The sequence below is a fragment of the Nocardioides koreensis genome (assembly GCF_039531775.1).
Lineage (GTDB): Bacteria > Actinomycetota > Actinomycetes > Propionibacteriales > Nocardioidaceae > Nocardioides > Nocardioides koreensis.
Genome location: NZ_BAAAQR010000015.1, coordinates 70,337 through 87,583 on the forward strand (window position 1 = coordinate 70,337; position 17,247 = coordinate 87,583).

Below are 17,247 nucleotides of genomic sequence, written 5' to 3' on the forward strand. Positions count from 1 at the left end.
CATGACCGTCAGCCGAATGATCGCCCGTCCGATGCTCGCGTCCATGTTCGTCGTGGGTGGTGTCAACGCCCTCCGCAACGCCCCGGCGGCGGCCCAGAAGGCCGGACCCGTGGCCGAGAAGCTCGTCCCCCTGGCCCGCAAGGCCGTCCCCTCCGCGCCGATCCCGGAGGACCCGGTCACGCTGGTCCGGGTCAATGCGGTGCTGCAGCTCGGGGCGGCTGCTGCCCTCGCGACCGGGCGCGCGCCGCGCCTCGCGTCCACCGTGCTCGCCGCGTCGCTGGTCCCGACCACCCTGGCCGGCCACCGCTTCTGGGAGGTCAGCGACAAGCAGGAGCGCACCCAGCAGCAGCTGCACTTCTTCAAGAACGTCTCGATGCTGGGCGGCCTGATCATCGCCGCCGGCGACACCGACGGGAAGCCCGGTGTCGCCTGGCGGGCCCGCCGCGCCGCCAAGGACGCCCGTCGCGAGGCCAGGCACCTCGCCCAGTCCGCCCGGCACGAGGCGAAGCTCGCGAAGGCCAAGGTCGGCTGAGCGTCGGCTGGGCGTCGGCTGGGCGGACCGATCGGTGGAGGCGGCGCTCGGGGGGCGCCGCGCTCGTTAGTCTTGCGCGGGTGACGACACCGACCGCGACCGTGCTCGACCCCTGGCCCGCGCCACGGGCCACCGACCCCGTCGACGTCGTGGTGACCCTCCCGGGCAGCAAGTCGCTGACCAACCGGGCCCTGGTGCTCGCCGCACTCGCCGACGGTCCCTCGGTGGTCCGGCGCGCCCTGCGCTCGCGGGACACGACGCTGATGGCTGCGGCCCTGACCTCGCTGGGGTCCGTGGTGGATACCTCGGGCGAGGACTGGGCGGTGACGCCCGGCGCCTTCGACCGTGACGCGACCGTCGACTGCGGGCTGGCCGGCACCGTGATGCGGTTCGTGCCGCCGGCGGCCGGGCTGGCACGGGGGGCGGTCTCCTTCGACGGCGACCCGCACATGCGTTCCCGCCCCGTCGGGGAGGTGCTCGCCGCGCTGCGGACCCTCGGCGTCAGCGTCGACGACGGCGACCGCGGCGCCCTGCCGTTCACGGTCCACGGCACCGGCTCCGTCCGCGGGGGCACCGTCGTCGTGGACGCCTCGGCCTCCTCCCAGTTCATCTCGGCGCTGCTGCTGGCCGGGGCCCGGTACGACCTCGGCGTCGACGTCCGCCACGACGGCAAGCCGGTCCCCTCGCTCCCCCACATCGACATGACCGTGGCGATGCTGCGCGAGCACGGGGTCGCGGTCGACGACTCCGACCCGAACCGCTGGGCGGTGGCGCCGGGCCCGATCCGCGCCCTCGACCACGTGATCGAGCCGGACCTGTCCAACGCCGCCCCGTTCCTGGCCCTGGCCGCCGTGTCGGGCGGCTCGGTCACGGTCCGCGACTGGCCGCAGCACACCACGCAGGCCGGCGACGCCCTGCGTGACCTGCTCTCCCGGATGGGCTGCGCGGTGGAGCGGGTGGACGCCGGGCTGCGGGTCACCGGGACCGGCACCCTCGAGGGCATCGACGCCGACCTCCACGACGTCGGCGAGCTGGCCCCTGCGGTGGCCGCGCTGTGCGCACTCGCCTCGTCGCCGTCCCACCTGCGCGGCATCGCCCACATCCGCGGCCACGAGACCGACCGGCTGGCCGCCCTCGCGACCGAGCTGGGAGGTCTCGGCGCCGACGTCGTCGAGCACGCCGACGGCCTGTCCCTGCGTCCGGCCCCGTTGCACGGCGGCGTCTTCCACACCTACGCCGACCACCGGATGGCCCACGCCGGCGCGATCGTCGGCGCGGCGGTCGACGGTGTCCTCGTGGAGGACATCGCGACGACCGGCAAGACCTTCCCCGACTTCGCGGGCTTCTGGTCCGGGCTGCTGGAGCCTGCGCACGGGGCGGACGCCCCTCGATGAGCGGCCGCTACACCGAGCACGACCACGAGCACTACGAGCGGCCCCGCCGGCGCACCCGGCCGCGCACCAAGGAGCGCCCCACGTACGACGACGCCGTCGACGGCGTCGTCGTCACGGTCGACCGGGGGCGGTTCACGGTGCTCATCGACGGGCTGACGGTGATGGCGATGAAGGCCCGGCCGCTGGGTCGCAAGGGCGTCGTGGTCGGTGACCGGGTCCGGGTCGTCGGCGACACCTCCGGCGACCCCGGCTCCCTGGCCCGGATCGTCGAGGTCACCGAGCGGTTGACCACGCTGCGGCGCACGGCCGACGACGACGACCCCGTGGAGCGGGTGATCGTCGCCAACGCCGAGCAGCTGGTGATCGTCACCGCGCTGGCCGACCCGGACCCCCAGCCACGGCTGATCGACCGGGCGCTGGTCGCGGCGTACGACGCCGGCATGCAGCCGCTGCTGTGCCTGACGAAGTCCGACCTGGCCGACCCCGAGACCCTGCTCTCGACCTACCGGTCCCTGGGTGTCCCCTGGGTGGTGACCCGGCGGGGCGGCGACCTGACCGCGCTCCGGGAGCGGCTCACCGGGAGGACCAGCGTGCTCGTCGGGTCCAGCGGCGTCGGCAAGTCGACGCTGGTCAACGCGCTGGTGCCCGACGCAGGGCGCGACGTCGGGATCGTCAACGCGGTCACCGGGCGCGGGCGGCACACCTCCACCTCGGCGTTCATGCTCGCGCTGCCGGAGGCCCCGGACGGGCGGCGTGGCTGGATCATCGACACGCCCGGCATCCGCTCCTTCGGCCTGGCACACGTCCGGCCGGAGCGCCTGATCGAGGCCTTCCCCGACCTCGACGAGATGACCGAGGAGTGCCCCCGGGGCTGCACCCACGGCATGGAGGAACCGGAGTGCGGCCTCGACGAGGCGCTCGGCGCCGGGACGGCGGACCCGGAGCGGGTGGAGTCCTTCCGGCGGCTGCTGGCCGCGCGGAGCGAGCCCGCCTACTGACCCGCGCCGCTACTGGCCCCACACCGCCCGCGCGCCGGCGTCACCGGTGAGCACGACCATGACGAGCGTGCCGGCCGCCGAGAGGCCGAGCAGGGTCAGCAGCAGCACCCGGACGACCCCGGTCCGGGTGTGGAGCCACGCCGTGGCGACGCCCACGAGCGTGAACGCGGACGTCACCGCCAGCAGGACCCGGGCGCGCGCCCGGTGGGTCGACACGCCGGGCAGCTGCTTGAGCTCGGGTCGCTGGGTGAGGAAGTAGCGACCGGTGAGGTAGGCCGCCAGGATCGACAGCCCGGCCACCACCACGAGGCCGAGCATCGGCCAGCGCAGCTGGTCGCGACGCGACGGCAGGGACACGTAGGCGAGGGCCAGCAGGGCGCCCAACGGCCCGAACACCACGGCCGCGTGCACCACCAGCGGGTGCAGCGGGAGACCGTTGATCTCCATGCACACACGGTAAGCCCGAATCGGGTGGGAATAGCCTGTGCCCATGCCGACCACCGGTTCGACCGACTACACCGACGACCTGCGCCTCGCGCACGTGCTCGCCGACGACGCCGACTCGCTCACCCAGGCGCGCTTCAAGTCCCTGGACCTGCACGTCATGAGCAAGCCGGACCTGACGCCGGTGACCGACGCGGACACCGCTGTCGAGGAGGGCATCCGGCGCACCCTGTCACGGGTGCGGTCCCGCGACGCGGTGATCGGCGAGGAGCACGGCACGACGGGGCACAGCCAGCGACGCTGGGTCGTCGACCCCATCGACGGCACCAAGAACTTCGTGCGCGGCGTACCGGTCTGGGCGACCCTGATCTCGCTCGTCGTCGACGACGAGGTCGTCCTCGGCGTCGTGTCCGCTCCCCAGCTCCAGCGCCGCTGGTGGGCGTCGGTGGGGAACGGCGCGTGGACCGGACGGTCGCTGCTCAAGGCGACCCGTTGCCAGGTCTCCGACGTACGCCGCCTCGAGGACGCGTCGTTCGCCTATTCCTCGCTCTCCGGGTGGGACCAGCGCGGCCGGCTCGAGGACTTCGTGTCGCTGACCCGACGCTGCTGGCGCACCCGCGCGTACGGCGACTTCTGGTCATACATGCTGCTGGCGGAGGGCGCAGTCGACCTCGCCGCCGAGCCCGAGCTCGAGCTCTACGACATGGCCGCGCTCGACGTGATCGTGCGCGAGGCGGGCGGCCGGTTCACCTCGCTCGACGGCACCGACGGCCCCTTCGGCGGCAACGCGCTGGCGTCCAACGGGCACCTGCACGAGGCGGCCCTCGCGTTCCTCGGGTCGCTCCCCCACGACGAGGACGACCCCGACTCCCGCCCCGAGCGCGCCGGCTCGGTCCACGAGCTGCGCGCCCGCAGGACCCGTCCGGCCGACACGGAGGAGGACGAGCCGCAGCTCGACTGAGGTCCGCGTCTCGCGGCGGGCGCGTCGATCTGTTCAACGTTGCCGTGACCCGGGTAACTTCGGAGGTGACACCCGGAGGTGGAGCGATGCGGATCGGCGACGTACTCAAGGCCAAGCCCAGCCACGACGTGGTCACGATCGGCCCGGACGCCGGCGTCCGGGAGCTGATCGCCCGGTTGGCCGAGCACAACGTGGGCGCCCTGATCGTCAGCGCCGACGGCGCGAAGGTCGACGGCATCGTCAGCGAGCGCGACGTGGTGCGCCACCTGCACCACGACGGCACCGTCATCAACAACACGGTCTCTGCGATCATGACCGCGGCCGTCGAGACGTGCGACGAGGACACCCACCTCGACGACATCATGAAGGTGATGACCGAGCGGCGGGTCCGGCACGTGCCCGTGGTCCACGACGGCCGGCTGGTGGGGATCATCAGCATCGGCGACGTGGTGAAGCACCGCATCGACCAGCTGCAGTTCGAGCGCGACCAGCTCGACAGCTACGTCCACCGGAGCTGAGCGGTCCACCGGAGCGACGTCCCGGCCGCCCCGGACTCGGCGGCGGGCCTCGTCTAGGGTCGTCGGGACCATCCCCCCGCCGAGAGGACATCATGGACAAGCCCGAGATCGACTTCCCCGACTTCGAGCCGCCGGCCGACCTGGTCGTCACCGACATCACCGTCGGCGAGGGGCCCGAGGCCGCCGCGGGCAACACCGTCTCCGTGCACTACGTCGGGGTCGCGCACTCGACCGGCGAGGAGTTCGACGCCTCGTACAACCGCGGCGAGCCGCTGCGCTTCCGCCTCGGCATCGGCCAGGTCATCTCGGGCTGGGACCAGGGCGTGCAGGGCATGAAGGTCGGCGGCCGGCGGCAGCTCGTGATCCCGCCGCACCTGGGGTACGGCGACCGCGGTGCCGGCGGCGTGATCAAGCCCGGCGAGACCCTGATCTTCGTGGTGGACCTGCTCGGCGTCAGCTAGACGCCGCCCTGCGGGCGCTCGGCTGCGTTGTCGTCGCTCGACGGCCCGCTCCGCTCGAAGGCCGCCTTCGCTCCTCCGCCTTGCCGTGCATCCCGCAGGACGACGTCTCACCAGGGCAGGTCGTCGCCCGCGCTCTCGTCGGAGACGCGGGCGGACTGCCCGCCCAGGGTGACCACGTCACCCAGCACCAGCTGGCGGCCGCGGCGGGTCTCGACCTCGCCGTTGACCTCGACCGCGCCGTCGGCGATCAGGGGCTTGGCCTCGGCGCCCGTCTCGACGAGGTTCGCCAGCTTCAGGAACTGGCCGAGCCGGATCGACTCGTCGCGGATCGGGACGTCCATGGGTTCGGTCACGGGATCAGTAAATCAGCACGCTGACGGCATGGATGACCACACCCACCAGCCCGCCGACGATCGTGCCGTTGATCCGGATGAACTGCAGGTCGCGCCCGACGTGCAGCTCGATCCGGCGCGCGGCCTCCTTGCCGTCCCAGCGCTCGATCGTGTGGGTGATGACCGCGGTCAGCTCGGTGCCGTAGCGCTCCACGGCGAAGACCGCGACGTCGGCGGCGAGGCCGTCGAGCCGGAACCGCAGCTCCTCCTCGGCCTCGAGCCGCTCCGCGAACCGGCTCAGCTCGGTGAGCAGCCGCTTGCGTACGGCGCCCTCGGGGTCGGTCAGCGACGTGAGCAGTGCGCGGCGCAGGGCGTTCCACAGCGAGATGCTCGACGCGATCACCTGCGGGTGGTCCAGCAGCCGCTCCTTGAGCCGCTCCGTGCGCGCCTGCGTGTCGGGGTCCTCCAGCAGGTCGGTGGCCAGCTGGGACAGCATCGAGTCGAGGGCCTGGCGGGCGTGGTGGCGCGGGTCGTCGCGGATGTCGCCGACCCAGCGGACCAGCTCGACGTGGATGCGCGCGGTCACCGCCTCGTTCAGGCGCGGCGGCGCCCACCACGGCGCCCGCTCCCCCAGGATCTCGGAGACCGTCTCGGGGTTGCGCTCGAGCCACTCGTGGAGCTCCTCGAGGGCGAGGTCCACGAGGCCGTGGTGCAGGTCGTCGCGCACCACCTCCGTGAGCAGGGTCCCGAGCAGCGGCGCGATCGGCTCCTCGCGGAAGCGCGGCACCAGGGCCTCGGTGACCAGGTCGGCGATGTGCTCGTCGCGGACCTTGCCGAGACCGATGGCGGCCACGTCGGCGGCCTCGTCGACGACCCGCCGCGCGTGGTCCGGGTCGGAGAGCCAACGACCCACCCGCCGGGAGATCGTGGCGGCCGCGATCCGGTCGCGGATGATGTCCTCCTGGAGGAAGTTGTCCCCGACGAACTCCTCCAGCCCCCGGCCCAGCTCGTCCTTGCGGCGCGGGATCAGCGCGGTGTGCGGGATCGGCAGGCCCAGGGGGTGCTTGAAGAGCGCGGTCACCGCGAACCAGTCCGCGATGGCACCCACCATCGAGGCCTCGGCGCCGGCGTTCACGAAGCCCCAGAAGCCCTCCAGGCCGAGTGTCGCGACGTACACCACGGCCGCGAAGACCAGCAGCGAGACCGCCAGGCTCCGCATCCGGCGCAGGCCCCGGCGGCGGGCGTCGTCGGAGCCGGTGTCCGGCGTGGTCATCGAGATCGTGGCGGTCATCGCGGCTGATTCTCCCCCACGAGGAATCGGGCCACGCATCGCGGACGTGTCAGAATCCCCCGCATGGCTCGCACCGTGATCACCTTCGGCACCTTCGACGTCTTCCACGTCGGGCACCTGCGGGTCATCGAGCGCGCCGCCGCCCTCGGCGACCGGCTGGTGGTCGGCGTGTCGGCCGACGAGCTCAACCTGCGCAAGAAGGGCCGGGAGCCGGTCTTCAGCCAGTCGGAGCGGCTCGCGATCGTGGCGGCGCTCAAGCCCGTCGACGAGGTCTTCGTCGAGGAGAGCCTCGAGCTGAAGCGCGACTACATCCTCCAGCACGGCGCCGACGTGCTGGTGATGGGAGACGACTGGTCGGGGCGCTTCGACGAGTTCGAGGACATCTGCGAGGTCGTCTACCTCCCGCGTACGCCGGCCATCTCGACGACCGCCCTGATCGAGAAGATCTCCTCGGCCACCTGAGCCGACCGGCCGGTGCCTCCGGGACCCTGTCACCGTCGACGTCTAGGGTGGCCCGTGGTCCGGACCGGCTCGGCGTCCGGACGGCGGTCGACGCGCCGTCGCCCATCACTTGCGAGACCAAGGGGAAACAATGCGCCGTTCGATCGCCGCCGCCGTGGTGTCACTGGCCACGGCCCTGTCCGTGGTTCCTGCCACGGCCTCGTCCGCGACCGACACGACCGTGACGCCGTCGGAGCCGCTCGCGGGGCTGTTGGCGCAGGACAACGCGCGCCTGGCCCTCGAGCACGCCCGGGAGGTGCTGTCCGGCACGGCCGCTGCGGCACCGGGCTCGCACTCCGAGGGGACGCTCGCGATGCGTGACCTCTTCGCCGCGATGCCCGACCTGAGCGGCAGCGAGCGCCGGGAGGCTCGCGCGGTGCTCGCCCGTCCCACCGACGGCACCAACGACCCCAACTACGACGGCTACACCGTCTCGGCCAAGCGGAAGTGCAAGGGCCACTTCTGCCTGCACTGGGTCCCCACCACCTCCGACGCTCCGCCCAGCAAGAGCTGGGTCGACAAGACCCTGCGGACCATGAACCAGGTCTGGGCCAAGGAGGTCGGCGGCCTGAACTACCGCGCGCCGGTCAAGGACGGCAAGCACGGGGGCAACAACCTGTTCGACGTCTACCTCAAGGACATCGGCAACGATGGGCTGTACGGCTACTGCGCCGCCGAGTACCTCAAGCCGGGCCGCAAGCGCGAGGCCTCGGGCTACTGCGTCCTGGACAACGACTTCGACTCCTCGCAGTTCTCTGGAGCCCGACCCGTGGACAGCCTCCGCGTGACGGCGGCGCACGAGTTCTTCCACGCGGTCCAGTTCGGCTACGACTACAAGGAAGACCCCTGGCTGATGGAGGCGACCTCCACCTGGATGGAGGAGCGCTTCGCCGACGGCATCAACGACAACCGGCAGTACCTCCCCTACGGCCAGGTGCACCTGTCGTCCTCGTCGCTCGACGTCTCCCATCAGTGGACTTTCAACCAGTACGGCAACTGGGCGTTCTTCGAGTACCTCAGCAGCCACTTCGGCGCCGGGATCGTCCGGCGGATCTGGAACGCGGCCGGCGAGTTCCCCGACGGCGGCAAGAAGTACTCCACCGAGGCCGTGGCCGCCGTGCTGGGCCGGCACGGCGGGTTCACCGACGTCTTCTCCCGCTACGCCTCCGCCAACACCGCCCCGGCACGCAACTACGCCGAGGGCAGCAGCTGGCCGAAGGCCGCCATCGACAAGCGCTGGAAGCTCTCCCGGGACAAGCTGCGCGGAAGCACGAAGCTCACGATCAACCACATGGCCTCGCGCAACGCGGTCATGAAGCCCGACGACTCCCTGGCGGGCAAGCGCTGGCGCGGCAAGGTCGTCGTCGACGGCCCGGGGCTCGCGAAGAGCCCCGCGGTGCGCGTCGTCGTGACCCGCGCCGGCGGCCACCAGGTCGAGAAGACCCTCCGGCTGAGCCGCAGCGGCGTCGGGAGGACGACGTTCGGGTTCAGCAGCGGCGAGGTGAAGCGGGTGACCATCACCGCGGTGAACGCCTCGACCCGCTTCGACTGCCACCAGCAGACCAGCCTCTCCTGCCGGGGCAAGGCGAAGGACAACGCCAGCACCTACAAGCTGACGGTCGCCGCCTTCAAGCGCTGACGCGGCAGCTCACAGGCTGGCCGAGTCCCAGGGGCGGGTCCGGGCGGCGTACAGGTGGTCCGGGCTCGCCACCCAGCGTCGGGTGCGCCGCGACGGGGCGGAGCGCCGCTCGAGCTCGTCGAGCAGCAGGGTGCGGACCTGCACGATCCGCGCCTTGGTCCTCACGTCGGTCGTCGTCTGCAGGGCCACGTAGCTGGACTGCCAGGCCATCGCCAGGTCCCGGTCGCTGATCCGCGCGGCGAAGGACGGGCGGGACGACCAGGTCCGCTCCGAGGCGAGGTACCGCTGCTGGAGCCACGCCACGACCGAGGGGGCGGCGGCGAGGAACGCCACGAGCGGCAGCAGCGCCTGGGGACCGAGGGGGGCCAGCAGGCCCACGAATGCGGGTGCGCCGATCCCGACCCGCAGCGCCCACGCGCAGACGTGCCCGACGCCACCGCCGCCGGCCGGCGCGTAGAGATAGGCGTAGAGGCCCGCGATGCCCGCCAGCGGGATCGACACCGCCAGCACCTCGGCGACGCCCAGCCGTGCGAGGGCCAGGGTGAGGCCGACGGCCACCAGCACGGCGGCCACCACGTTCCAGCAGGCGCGGTAGAGGGTCATGGCTTCATCCACGGCGTGACGATGTCGAGGATTCCCTGGACGGCCATGGCGAGCGCCCCTCCGAGGGCCGCGCCGACCGCGACGCCGAGCAGCACCAGGAGACAGATCGTGACGATCGAGCCGGTGACGGGTCGGCGCTCGCTGAAGGTCGGAGTGGAGGTGGACCTGCGCCCCATGCGGTGAAACGTGCGTGGCACCGGCCCGTGACCGGTCGAAGCGTCCGTCGACATGTCCAACACCTCCTGGCACCCACGGTGTCGCGGCCGTCGCGGACCGGGTCAGGGCCGGAGGTCCCCGCACGCCGGTGCCGTGGGTCCTGCGCGGCATGGCCCGGGGCCGGCACCCCGACCCCCCTCCCCCCGGACGGCCCGACCGGATCGGGCCTTTGGTCACTGTCGGGACCCCCTGCCGCACCGGGAGGCTGGGCGCCGGGGCGGGCTCGAGGACGCGCCTGCCCACCTGCGTGCCTCCCGACCGACCGACCCCCGACAAGCGAGGTGCTCGATGCCTGCGGACAGCCCGGCCATCCTCGTGGCCCTCGACGACGACGCCGCTCCCGCGCTGCGCTACGCAGTGGACGCCGCCGGCCGCGCCGGCTGTGCGGTCCACCTGCTCCACGTCGTGGTGCCCGGCAGCTCACCCACGGCCCACGCGACAGGTGAGCGGCTCCTGCGCGACGCCGCGGTGCGCGCCGGGGAGCTGGCGCCCGGCGCACCCCGGGTCAGCACCGAGCTCGCCCACGCCGGCCCGGTTGCCGACGTCATCGTCCAGCGCGCCTCACGGGCCAGACAGGTCGTGCTGCAGCGCCGGGACGGGCCGGGCCACGGCATCACCGAGCGGTCGACCTGTGCCGAGGTGGCCCGCCGGGCCACCTGCCCGGTCGTGCTCGTCCCCGGTCCCCGGCACGAGGAGCACGAGGTGGTCAGCGCGGCCCTGGCCGGGCTCGAGGTCACTCCCGCGCTTCCCGGGGTCCTGCCGTGAGCGGCACCGTCGTCGTCGGCGTCGACGGCTCGCGGGGCAGCGTCCGGGCCCTCCGGTGGGCCCTGGCGGAGGCGGCGGACCACGGCTACCAGGTGGAGGTGGTGACGGCCTGGCCGCACACCGGCCCGGTGTTCGTGCGCGAGGTGCCCGGGCACCACAGCGACGCACGCGAACGCGCCCGAACCGCCCAGCACCAGGCGATCCGTGAGGCGCGGACGGCCGCGACCGACGCGGTCGCGGTGTCCGCCGTCCTGGAGAACGCCCGGCCGGAGGAGGCCCTCAGCCTGCGGGCCCGCGGCCGGCGGATGCTGGTGGTCGGCGCCGGCGCCGACCACGTCGAACAGGCCCGGACCGAGCTCGCCGAGCGCTGCCGGGAGCGGGTGGACTGCCCGGTCGCGATCGTCGTGGCCGACGCCGGCGAGACCGAGGTGCTGGAGCCGCTGCTCGCCCGGACCCACGGGTGACGATGCGGGCGTGGTCGGTCCCGCGGTCGGCGCCCGTGGACGAGCATCCGCTCGAGCTGACCGAGCGACCGGTGCCCGGGCCGGCGCCCGACGAGATCCTGGTCCGGGTGCGCGTGTGCGGCGTGTGCCGGACCGACCTCCACCTCGTCGAGGGCGACCTGACGCCTCGGCGGCCCGGCGTCGTGCCCGGCCACCAGGTGGTCGGCGTGGTCGAGCGGGCCGGTGCGGCCACCGACCGCTTCGCCGTCGGCGACCGGGTGGGCATCGCCTGGCTGCGCCGTACCTGCGGTTCCTGCCAGTGGTGCCGTCGCGGCGCGGAGAACCTGTGCCCCGCCTCGGCGTACACCGGGTGGGACGCGGACGGCGGCTTCGCGGAGTACGCCGTGGTCCCTGCCGCCTTCGCCTACCGGGTGCCGGAGGCCTACGACGACGTGCACGCGGCCCCGCTGCTGTGCGCCGGGATCATCGGCTACCGCGCGCTGCGGAGGGCGGCGCTGCCGCCCGGCGGGCGCCTCGGGATCTACGGCTTCGGCTCCAGCGCGCACATCACGGCACAGATCGCGCTCGCCCAGGGCGCCGAGCTGTACGTGATGACCCGCGGCGAGGGGAACCGTCGGCTGGCCGCGGAGGTGGGGGCGACCTGGGTCGGCGGCGAGGACGAACGACCGCCCGTCCCGCTGAGCTCGGCCATCGTGTTCGCCCCCGCCGGCCCGCTGGTCCCGGTGGCGCTCGAGGCCCTCGACCGGAGCGGCACCCTGGCGCTGGCCGGTATCCACATGTCTGACGTGCCGTCGCTGGACTACGAGCGACACCTCTTCTACGAGCGGGACCTGCGGACGGTCACGTCGAACACGCGTCGCGACGGCGAGGAACTGCTCCGGCTGGCGGCACGGCTCGGGGTCCGGGTGCACGCGACGACGTACCCGTTCGCCGAGACGGACCGGGCGCTGGCCGATCTCGCCGCCGGCCGGCTCAGCGGCTCGGCGGTCGTGACGATGCCCTGGTCGAGCGCCTGCTAGTGGCGACTGGGCCAGATGGGGCCCTGATCGGTCCAGGTGACGCCCTTGTTGCGGCAGAGGCAGAAGGGGTGGCCGATGGGGTCGGCGTAGACGCGGAAGCCGTAGCCGTCGGGGCCGATGCAGTCCCGCTGCAGGGTCGCGCCGAGGGTCAGGACGCGGCGCTGCTCGGCCTCGATCTCGTCGACTTCGAAGTCGAGGTGGAACTGCTTGGGGTGCTCGCTGTCGGGCCACTGCGGGGCGCGGTAGTCCTCCACCTGGATGAAGGCCAGCTCGATCTCGCCGAGCTGGATACCGGCCCAGCTCTCGTTGCTGCCCTCCTTGGTCGGGAGCCCCACCACCCCGGAGTAGAAGGCTGCCAGCTTCATCGTGTCCGGGCAGTCGATGATGAAGTCGGTGAGTCGCAACATCCCGCGATCTTGCCACGAGATCAGAGAGCCGGACCTCGAGGCAGGCCCCAGCCGGCTAGAAGCTCACGAAGGGCTCGGGGGCCGAGCTCGACGAGTGGTGGGTGGTGCGGCTGACCCGGTGGGCGTGGGTGGGGTTGGCCAGCATGACCGGGCAGGTGGCCTCGCGCAGCACCGCGCGCGCGACCGGTCCGAGGTGGGAGCCGATCGGCACCAGCGGATCGTGCCGGCCCACCACCAGGAGCGACGAGTCGCGACCGGCGTCGATGAGGGCGTCGGCCGGGTGCGCGTGCCGCGCCTCGATCTCGACCGGCAGCTCCGCCACCACGTCGCCGAGTCCGTCGAGGACGCCCTGGATCTCCTCCCGCGCGCGCTCGGCCCAGGCGTCGTTCTCGACGCGGCTCATGATGATGTCGTCGTAGACGCTCGGGAACCACCACGTGTGCAGCACGTGCAGGCGCGCCCCGCGGGAACGCGCATCGGCCGCCGCCACGGCGAGCACGGCGGCGGACCGTTCGGGGATGTCCACCCCGACGGTCACGAGCGGCCGGAGCCCGCCGTCGTGGTTCGACTCGGTCCAGCCGGTGGGCACGGAGACCACCGGCACGTGGGCGTGCGCGGCGACACCGCTGGAGGTCGACCGGGTCACCGTGCGAGCCATCCGGGACAGGTCGCGGCGCTGGAGCACGACCAGCCGGGCGTCCGCGGTGGCCTCGAGGATCGACTGCACGACCGGGCCGCGCACGAGCGCGCTGGTCAGCGGGACCCGGCCCTGCACCAGGTCCTCGGCACGCTCCACCGCCGCGTGCAGGGTGGCGTACCCGATCTGCTCGATCTCGGCGAAGTCGAGCAGCACCATCTCGGGACCGGTGGGGGTCACGTGCACCGCGTGCAGCACGTGCAGGCCGCAGTCCTGGCGCAGCGCCTCCGCCGCGGCGTACTCCAGTGCGCTGTCGACAGGGTCGTTGCCGACGGCCACCACGACCGGCTTCGGGCTCTGCTCGGACATGACGACCTCCGTGCTCCGGCGCCGGTTGCGGACTGGACGGCGCGTGCTGGCTCCACCCTCGCCTCGGGACCCGGACCCACCTAGGGACCAACGTCCCGGGGGTGACCGGTCCGACGCCCCTCGGTCCGGAGCGCTCCCGACGGCAGGCTGGGCCCCGAGGCCGGCGGCGGCCTGTGTCGCGCTGTCCGAACCACGTGTCGAGAGGTCGAGCATGAAGGCACTGCGCCTGAAGTCCTGGAAGAGCGAGCCGGAGCTGGAGGAGGTCCCGGTCCCCGAACCAGGGCCCGGCGAGGTGCTCGTCCAGGTCGGCGCTGCCGGCGCCTGCCACTCCGACCTGCACCTGATGCACGACTTCGAGGCCGACCATCTGGCGTGGTCCCCGCCGTTCACCCTCGGCCACGAGAACGCCGGCTGGGTGCACACGCTCGGCCCCGGCGTGCGCGACGTCGAGCCCGGCCAGCCGGTCGCCGTCGTCGGCGCCTGGGGCTGTGGTTCGTGCGGCCGGTGCCTCGACGGTCTCGAGACCTACTGCGAGCGCCCCGATCGTGCGCCGGTGCCCGGTGGTGGCGGTGGCCTCGGCCTGGACGGCGGGATGGCGGAGTACCTGCTGGTCCCGGCCGTCCGGCACCTGGTCCCCCTGCCCGATGGCCTCGACCCGGTCGACGCGGCGCCCCTGACCGACGCGGGCCTGACGCCCTACCACGCCGTGCGCCGTTCGCAGGCCAAGCTGGGCCCGGACTCCACCGCGCTGGTCTTCGGCGTGGGCGGCCTCGGCCACCTGGGCCTGCAGATCCTGAAGGCGACGTGCGCAGCACGGGTCATCGCGGTGGACCCGCGCGAGTCCGCCCGTGACCTGGCCCTGTGCTGCGGGGCCGACCTGGTGCTCGCACCCGGCGAGGGCCTGGCCGAGCAGGTGCGCGACGCGACGGGCGGCCGGGGTGCGGACGTCGTCCTGGACTTCGTGGGCTCCGACGAGACGCTGGCGGCCAGCGCGGCGAGCGTCCGGATGCTCGGTGACCTCACGATCGTCGGCATCGCCGGCGGCACGCTGCCGGTCTCCTTCTTCGGCGTCCCCTACGAGGCGAGCGTGCAGACGACGTACTGGGGCAACCGGCGCGAGCTGGTCGAGGTGCTCGACCTGGCCGCTCGCCGGATCCTCCATGCCGAGACGACCATCTTCACCCTCGACGACGCCGCGCAGGCCTATCGCGACCTCGCGAACGGGACCGTCCGCGGTCGCGCCGTGGTCGTGCCCCACGACAGCTACCAGCCCTGAGCCGCTCCGAGATTCCCGAGGTGACCATGACAACCCTGAAGGCCGTGATCGTCTTCGAGTCGATGTTCGGCAACACCGAGAAGCTCGCCCGTGAGATGGGCGACGGCCTCGCCGGCGAGGGCGTGCAGGTCGCGCTCGCCGACGTGCGGCACGTCCGCCCCGAGGACTTCGCCGGCTGCGACCTGATCGTGCTCGGCGCGCCCACGCACGCGTTCACGCTGAGCCGGCCCAGCACCCGCGCCGACGCCGTGCGCCAGGGCGCGCACGAATCCCGGGCCGCGCTCGGGCTGCGGGAGTGGCTGGCCTCGCTCGACGAGGTCTTCGGCGCCGGCACGGCGCGGCCCTGCGCGGCGGTCTTCGACACCCGGGTCGAGAAGGTCAAGCACTGGCCGGGCTCGGCCGCCCGCAAGACCGGACGGGTGCTGCACGGCCACGGCATCGACCTGATCGACCACCCGACGAGCTTCTATGTCGAGGACGTCAAGGGACCCCTCGTCACCGGGGAGCGCGAGCGCGCCCGGACCTGGGTCCGGCACCTGCTGTCGATCGTGCGGACCCGGACGACGACGAAGTCGGCGTAGTCGTCGGCGTAGACCAGGTGGCCTGCGGCTCGACGGTGGTTGCGGTCCTTGGCAGCTACGGGGACGGGTACGCCGCTGGTTTGCGGTCGCTCTCCGGCTCACGCGCCTGCCGGATTCGCCGGTGGTCGAGCTCACCGGTGGTCGAGCTTGTCGAGACCACGCCATGCGCGTCGCCCCCGGTGGTCGAGCTTGTCGAGACCACCCCATCCCGGTCGGCCCCCCGGTGGTCGAGCTTGTCGAGACCACGCATCCCGGGTCCGAGAAGTTTACTTTCCGATTTCCCCAGACCCGCTCAACCACGCGGTTTTCGGGGCCGGACTGTCGGTGCCCGGTGCTTGGATTGATCCATGCTCGAGGTGGACGCGATGGGACAGCCGGTGGTGGTCGAGGACCTCGACCCCGACTGGCTCCTCGCCCTGCTCGACGACGCCAAGATCGCGGCCCGGGTCGCCGAGCGATCCAAGCTCCGGCTGGCCGCGCAGTGGTGCGTGCGGCACCCCGCCACCGCCGACACCGGGGTGGCCACCTGGGCCGGCGACTCGCTGCCCGGGGTCCTGAACGTCGACGAGTCGCTGGGCGGGGAGGGCACCCCCGCGGTGTCCGCGTTCGCGCCCGAGCCGGTCGCCGCCGCGCTCGGGGTCTCCACCCTGACCGGGATGAAGCTGATCGCCGACGCCCTCGACCTCCAGCACCGGCTGCCGCGGATCTGGCGGCTCGTCGAAGACCTGGCCGTGGACCCGTGGAAGGCCCGCCAGGTCGCCCAGGCCACCCACCCCCTCTCCCGCGAGGCCGCCGCGTATGTCGACGCGCAGCTCGCCCCCCGGCTGGCCTCGTGCGGGTTCGCCGCGATCCAGACCGCGGTCGCGATGGCGATCGCCAAGTACCACCCCGAGCTGCTCGAGCAGCGCGAGAAGCAGGGCAGGAAGGGCTGGCACGTCACCCTGCGCCACCCCGCCCCCGGCGACGCCGACGGCACCAGCTACCTCGACGTCGCCGGCGACACCCTCGACCTGACCGCCTTCCACGACCTGGTCTGCGACCAGGCCGCCACCCTCAAGGCCCTCGGCGACACCGACGACCTGGAGATCCGCAAGGCCAAAGCATTGGGCGTGATCGCCGCCCAGCAGGCCACCCTCGACCTCGGCTCGCTCACCGGCGACAGCGACAGCGACGACGACGCTGACGACCCGACGGGGGTCGAGCCGGTCGCGGCCACCACTGCGGTGCTGCGGCGGCGGCAGACCGTCTTCTACGTCCACGCCTCGCTGGCCGACCTGCTACACCTCGACCAGGACGCGGTCGGCGAGGTGGAGAAGCTCGGCCCGGCCACCCTGACCAGGATCCGCGACTGGCTGGCCCGGTCCGAGGACGTGGTCATCCGCCCGGTGCTCGACCTGAACCGGTGCCCCGCGGTGGACGGGCACGACCCGAGCGAGGAGATCCGCGAGATCGTCATCCTCCGCGACGGCCACTGCGTCTTCCCCTGGTGCGCCGTCGACGCCCGCCACACCGACCTGGACCACATCGAGCCTTACCTGCCCCCCGACGAGGGCGGACCACCCGGGCAGACCAACCCGCACAACCTGGCCTGCCTCTGCCGGCGACATCACCGCTGCAAAACCTCGGGCCGCTGGCGCTACCGACGCAGATCCGACGGCAGCTACGAATGGCACGGCCCCCACGGCCGCTCCTACCTGGTCACCCCGCTCGGCACCCTCGAGATCCACAACAACTGAGCACCAGCTGACGTCAGCAGGCTCCACCACCCGGACACCGGGCGCTGGAGCCTGCCGGCACGCTCCTGGGGGCCTACGACTCAGCGCTTACGACTCAGCGCTT

At 72.9% G+C, this 17,247-nt stretch carries 21 protein-coding genes; 14 read left to right on the top strand and 7 right to left on the bottom strand.

Annotation, left to right across the window (positions count from 1 at the left end):
- Position 1 precedes the first annotated feature (1 nt).
- The 3 genes from ABD268_RS20195 (at position 2) to rsgA (ending at position 2,924) form a co-directional block, all read left to right on the top strand.
- Positions 2 to 532, top strand: coding sequence for a DoxX family membrane protein (locus ABD268_RS20195; protein WP_344156767.1), 531 nt, complete (start codon positions 2 to 4; stop codon positions 530 to 532).
- A gap of 80 nt (positions 533 to 612) precedes the next feature.
- Positions 613 to 1,926: a 3-phosphoshikimate 1-carboxyvinyltransferase gene (gene aroA / locus ABD268_RS20200; protein ID WP_344156770.1), complete on the top strand. Its 1,314-nt coding sequence runs from the start codon at positions 613 to 615 to the stop codon at positions 1,924 to 1,926.
- Positions 1,923 to 2,924, top strand: a complete 1,002-nt coding sequence (rsgA, locus tag ABD268_RS20205) for a ribosome small subunit-dependent GTPase A (RefSeq protein ID WP_344156773.1) — start codon at positions 1,923 to 1,925, stop codon at positions 2,922 to 2,924. The genes aroA and rsgA overlap by 4 nt, the downstream gene beginning before the upstream one ends.
- A 9-nt stretch (positions 2,925 to 2,933) precedes the next feature.
- Here rsgA and ABD268_RS20210 read toward each other — a convergent pair whose 3' ends face one another.
- Positions 2,934 to 3,371, bottom strand: a complete 438-nt coding sequence (locus ABD268_RS20210; protein ID WP_344156775.1) for a DUF2231 domain-containing protein — start codon at positions 3,369 to 3,371, stop codon at positions 2,934 to 2,936.
- A 43-nt stretch (positions 3,372 to 3,414) separates the two neighbouring features.
- Here ABD268_RS20210 and ABD268_RS20215 point away from each other — a divergent pair, with 43 nt between their 5' ends.
- The 3 genes from ABD268_RS20215 (at position 3,415) to ABD268_RS20225 (ending at position 5,308) form a co-directional block, all read left to right on the top strand.
- A complete protein-coding gene (locus ABD268_RS20215; protein WP_344156778.1) occupies positions 3,415 to 4,329 on the top strand; it encodes an inositol monophosphatase family protein in 915 nt (304 codons plus the stop codon).
- Between the two features lie 86 nt (positions 4,330 to 4,415).
- A complete protein-coding gene (locus tag ABD268_RS20220) occupies positions 4,416 to 4,847 on the top strand; it encodes a CBS domain-containing protein (protein WP_344156781.1) in 432 nt (143 codons plus the stop codon).
- A gap of 92 nt (positions 4,848 to 4,939) precedes the next feature.
- Positions 4,940 to 5,308, top strand: coding sequence for an FKBP-type peptidyl-prolyl cis-trans isomerase (locus tag ABD268_RS20225; RefSeq protein WP_344156784.1), 369 nt, complete (start codon positions 4,940 to 4,942; stop codon positions 5,306 to 5,308).
- Positions 5,309 to 5,415: 107 nt separating this feature from the next.
- On the opposite strand, the gene ABD268_RS20230 is transcribed toward ABD268_RS20225, so the two are convergent.
- Positions 5,416 to 5,649 carry an RNA-binding S4 domain-containing protein gene (locus tag ABD268_RS20230; protein WP_344156964.1) on the bottom strand — a complete coding sequence of 78 codons (234 nt, stop codon included), beginning with the start codon at positions 5,647 to 5,649 and terminating at the stop codon, positions 5,416 to 5,418.
- 16 nt (positions 5,650 to 5,665) lie between these two features.
- Positions 5,666 to 6,931: a DUF445 domain-containing protein gene (locus tag ABD268_RS20235; RefSeq protein WP_344156787.1), complete on the bottom strand. Its 1,266-nt coding sequence runs from the start codon at positions 6,929 to 6,931 to the stop codon at positions 5,666 to 5,668.
- 63 nt (positions 6,932 to 6,994) lie between these two features.
- Between ABD268_RS20235 and ABD268_RS20240 the strand changes: the two genes are divergently transcribed.
- Positions 6,995 to 7,393, top strand: a complete 399-nt coding sequence (locus ABD268_RS20240; protein WP_344156790.1) for an FAD synthase family protein — start codon at positions 6,995 to 6,997, stop codon at positions 7,391 to 7,393.
- Positions 7,394 to 7,523: 130 nt separating this feature from the next.
- Entirely contained in the window at positions 7,524 to 9,071 is a 1,548-nt protein-coding gene (locus ABD268_RS20245) for an MXAN_6640 family putative metalloprotease (RefSeq protein WP_344156793.1), read from the top strand.
- Between the two features lie 9 nt (positions 9,072 to 9,080).
- On the opposite strand, the gene ABD268_RS20250 is transcribed toward ABD268_RS20245, so the two are convergent.
- Positions 9,081 to 9,674 carry a hypothetical protein gene (locus tag ABD268_RS20250; RefSeq protein ID WP_344156796.1) on the bottom strand — a complete coding sequence of 198 codons (594 nt, stop codon included), beginning with the start codon at positions 9,672 to 9,674 and terminating at the stop codon, positions 9,081 to 9,083.
- Positions 9,671 to 9,850: a hypothetical protein gene (locus ABD268_RS20255; protein WP_344156799.1), complete on the bottom strand. Its 180-nt coding sequence runs from the start codon at positions 9,848 to 9,850 to the stop codon at positions 9,671 to 9,673. The genes ABD268_RS20250 and ABD268_RS20255 overlap by 4 nt, the downstream gene beginning before the upstream one ends.
- Before the next feature lie 328 nt (positions 9,851 to 10,178).
- Here ABD268_RS20255 and ABD268_RS20260 point away from each other — a divergent pair, with 328 nt between their 5' ends.
- From ABD268_RS20260 to ABD268_RS20270, 3 genes are read left to right on the top strand one after another with little or no spacing between them, the layout of a single operon-like run.
- On the top strand, positions 10,179 to 10,655 hold the full coding sequence (locus ABD268_RS20260) for a universal stress protein (protein ID WP_344156802.1): 477 nt from the start codon (positions 10,179 to 10,181) through the stop codon (positions 10,653 to 10,655).
- Positions 10,652 to 11,119, top strand: coding sequence for a universal stress protein (locus ABD268_RS20265; RefSeq protein WP_344156807.1), 468 nt, complete (start codon positions 10,652 to 10,654; stop codon positions 11,117 to 11,119). Before ABD268_RS20260 ends, ABD268_RS20265 begins: the two co-directional genes overlap by 4 nt.
- A gap of 2 nt (positions 11,120 to 11,121) precedes the next feature.
- On the top strand, positions 11,122 to 12,138 hold the full coding sequence (locus tag ABD268_RS20270) for a zinc-dependent alcohol dehydrogenase family protein (RefSeq protein WP_344156967.1): 1,017 nt from the start codon (positions 11,122 to 11,124) through the stop codon (positions 12,136 to 12,138).
- On the opposite strand, the gene ABD268_RS20275 is transcribed toward ABD268_RS20270, so the two are convergent.
- Both ABD268_RS20275 and ABD268_RS20280 read right to left on the bottom strand, forming a co-directional pair.
- A complete protein-coding gene (locus ABD268_RS20275; protein WP_344156810.1) occupies positions 12,135 to 12,545 on the bottom strand; it encodes a VOC family protein in 411 nt (136 codons plus the stop codon). The two genes, ABD268_RS20270 and ABD268_RS20275, sit on opposite strands and share 4 nt — an antisense overlap.
- A gap of 55 nt (positions 12,546 to 12,600) precedes the next feature.
- Positions 12,601 to 13,551, bottom strand: coding sequence for a universal stress protein (locus tag ABD268_RS20280; RefSeq protein ID WP_344156813.1), 951 nt, complete (start codon positions 13,549 to 13,551; stop codon positions 12,601 to 12,603).
- A 211-nt stretch (positions 13,552 to 13,762) separates the two neighbouring features.
- Here ABD268_RS20280 and ABD268_RS20285 point away from each other — a divergent pair, with 211 nt between their 5' ends.
- From ABD268_RS20285 to ABD268_RS20295, 3 genes are all read left to right on the top strand, one after another.
- Entirely contained in the window at positions 13,763 to 14,827 is a 1,065-nt protein-coding gene (locus ABD268_RS20285) for an NAD(P)-dependent alcohol dehydrogenase (protein WP_344156816.1), read from the top strand.
- Between the two features lie 26 nt (positions 14,828 to 14,853).
- Entirely contained in the window at positions 14,854 to 15,408 is a 555-nt protein-coding gene (locus ABD268_RS20290; RefSeq protein ID WP_344156970.1) for a flavodoxin family protein, read from the top strand.
- Between the two features lie 347 nt (positions 15,409 to 15,755).
- On the top strand, positions 15,756 to 17,144 hold the full coding sequence (locus ABD268_RS20295; protein WP_344156819.1) for an HNH endonuclease signature motif containing protein: 1,389 nt from the start codon (positions 15,756 to 15,758) through the stop codon (positions 17,142 to 17,144).
- The last annotated feature ends 103 nt before the right edge of the window (positions 17,145 to 17,247 follow it).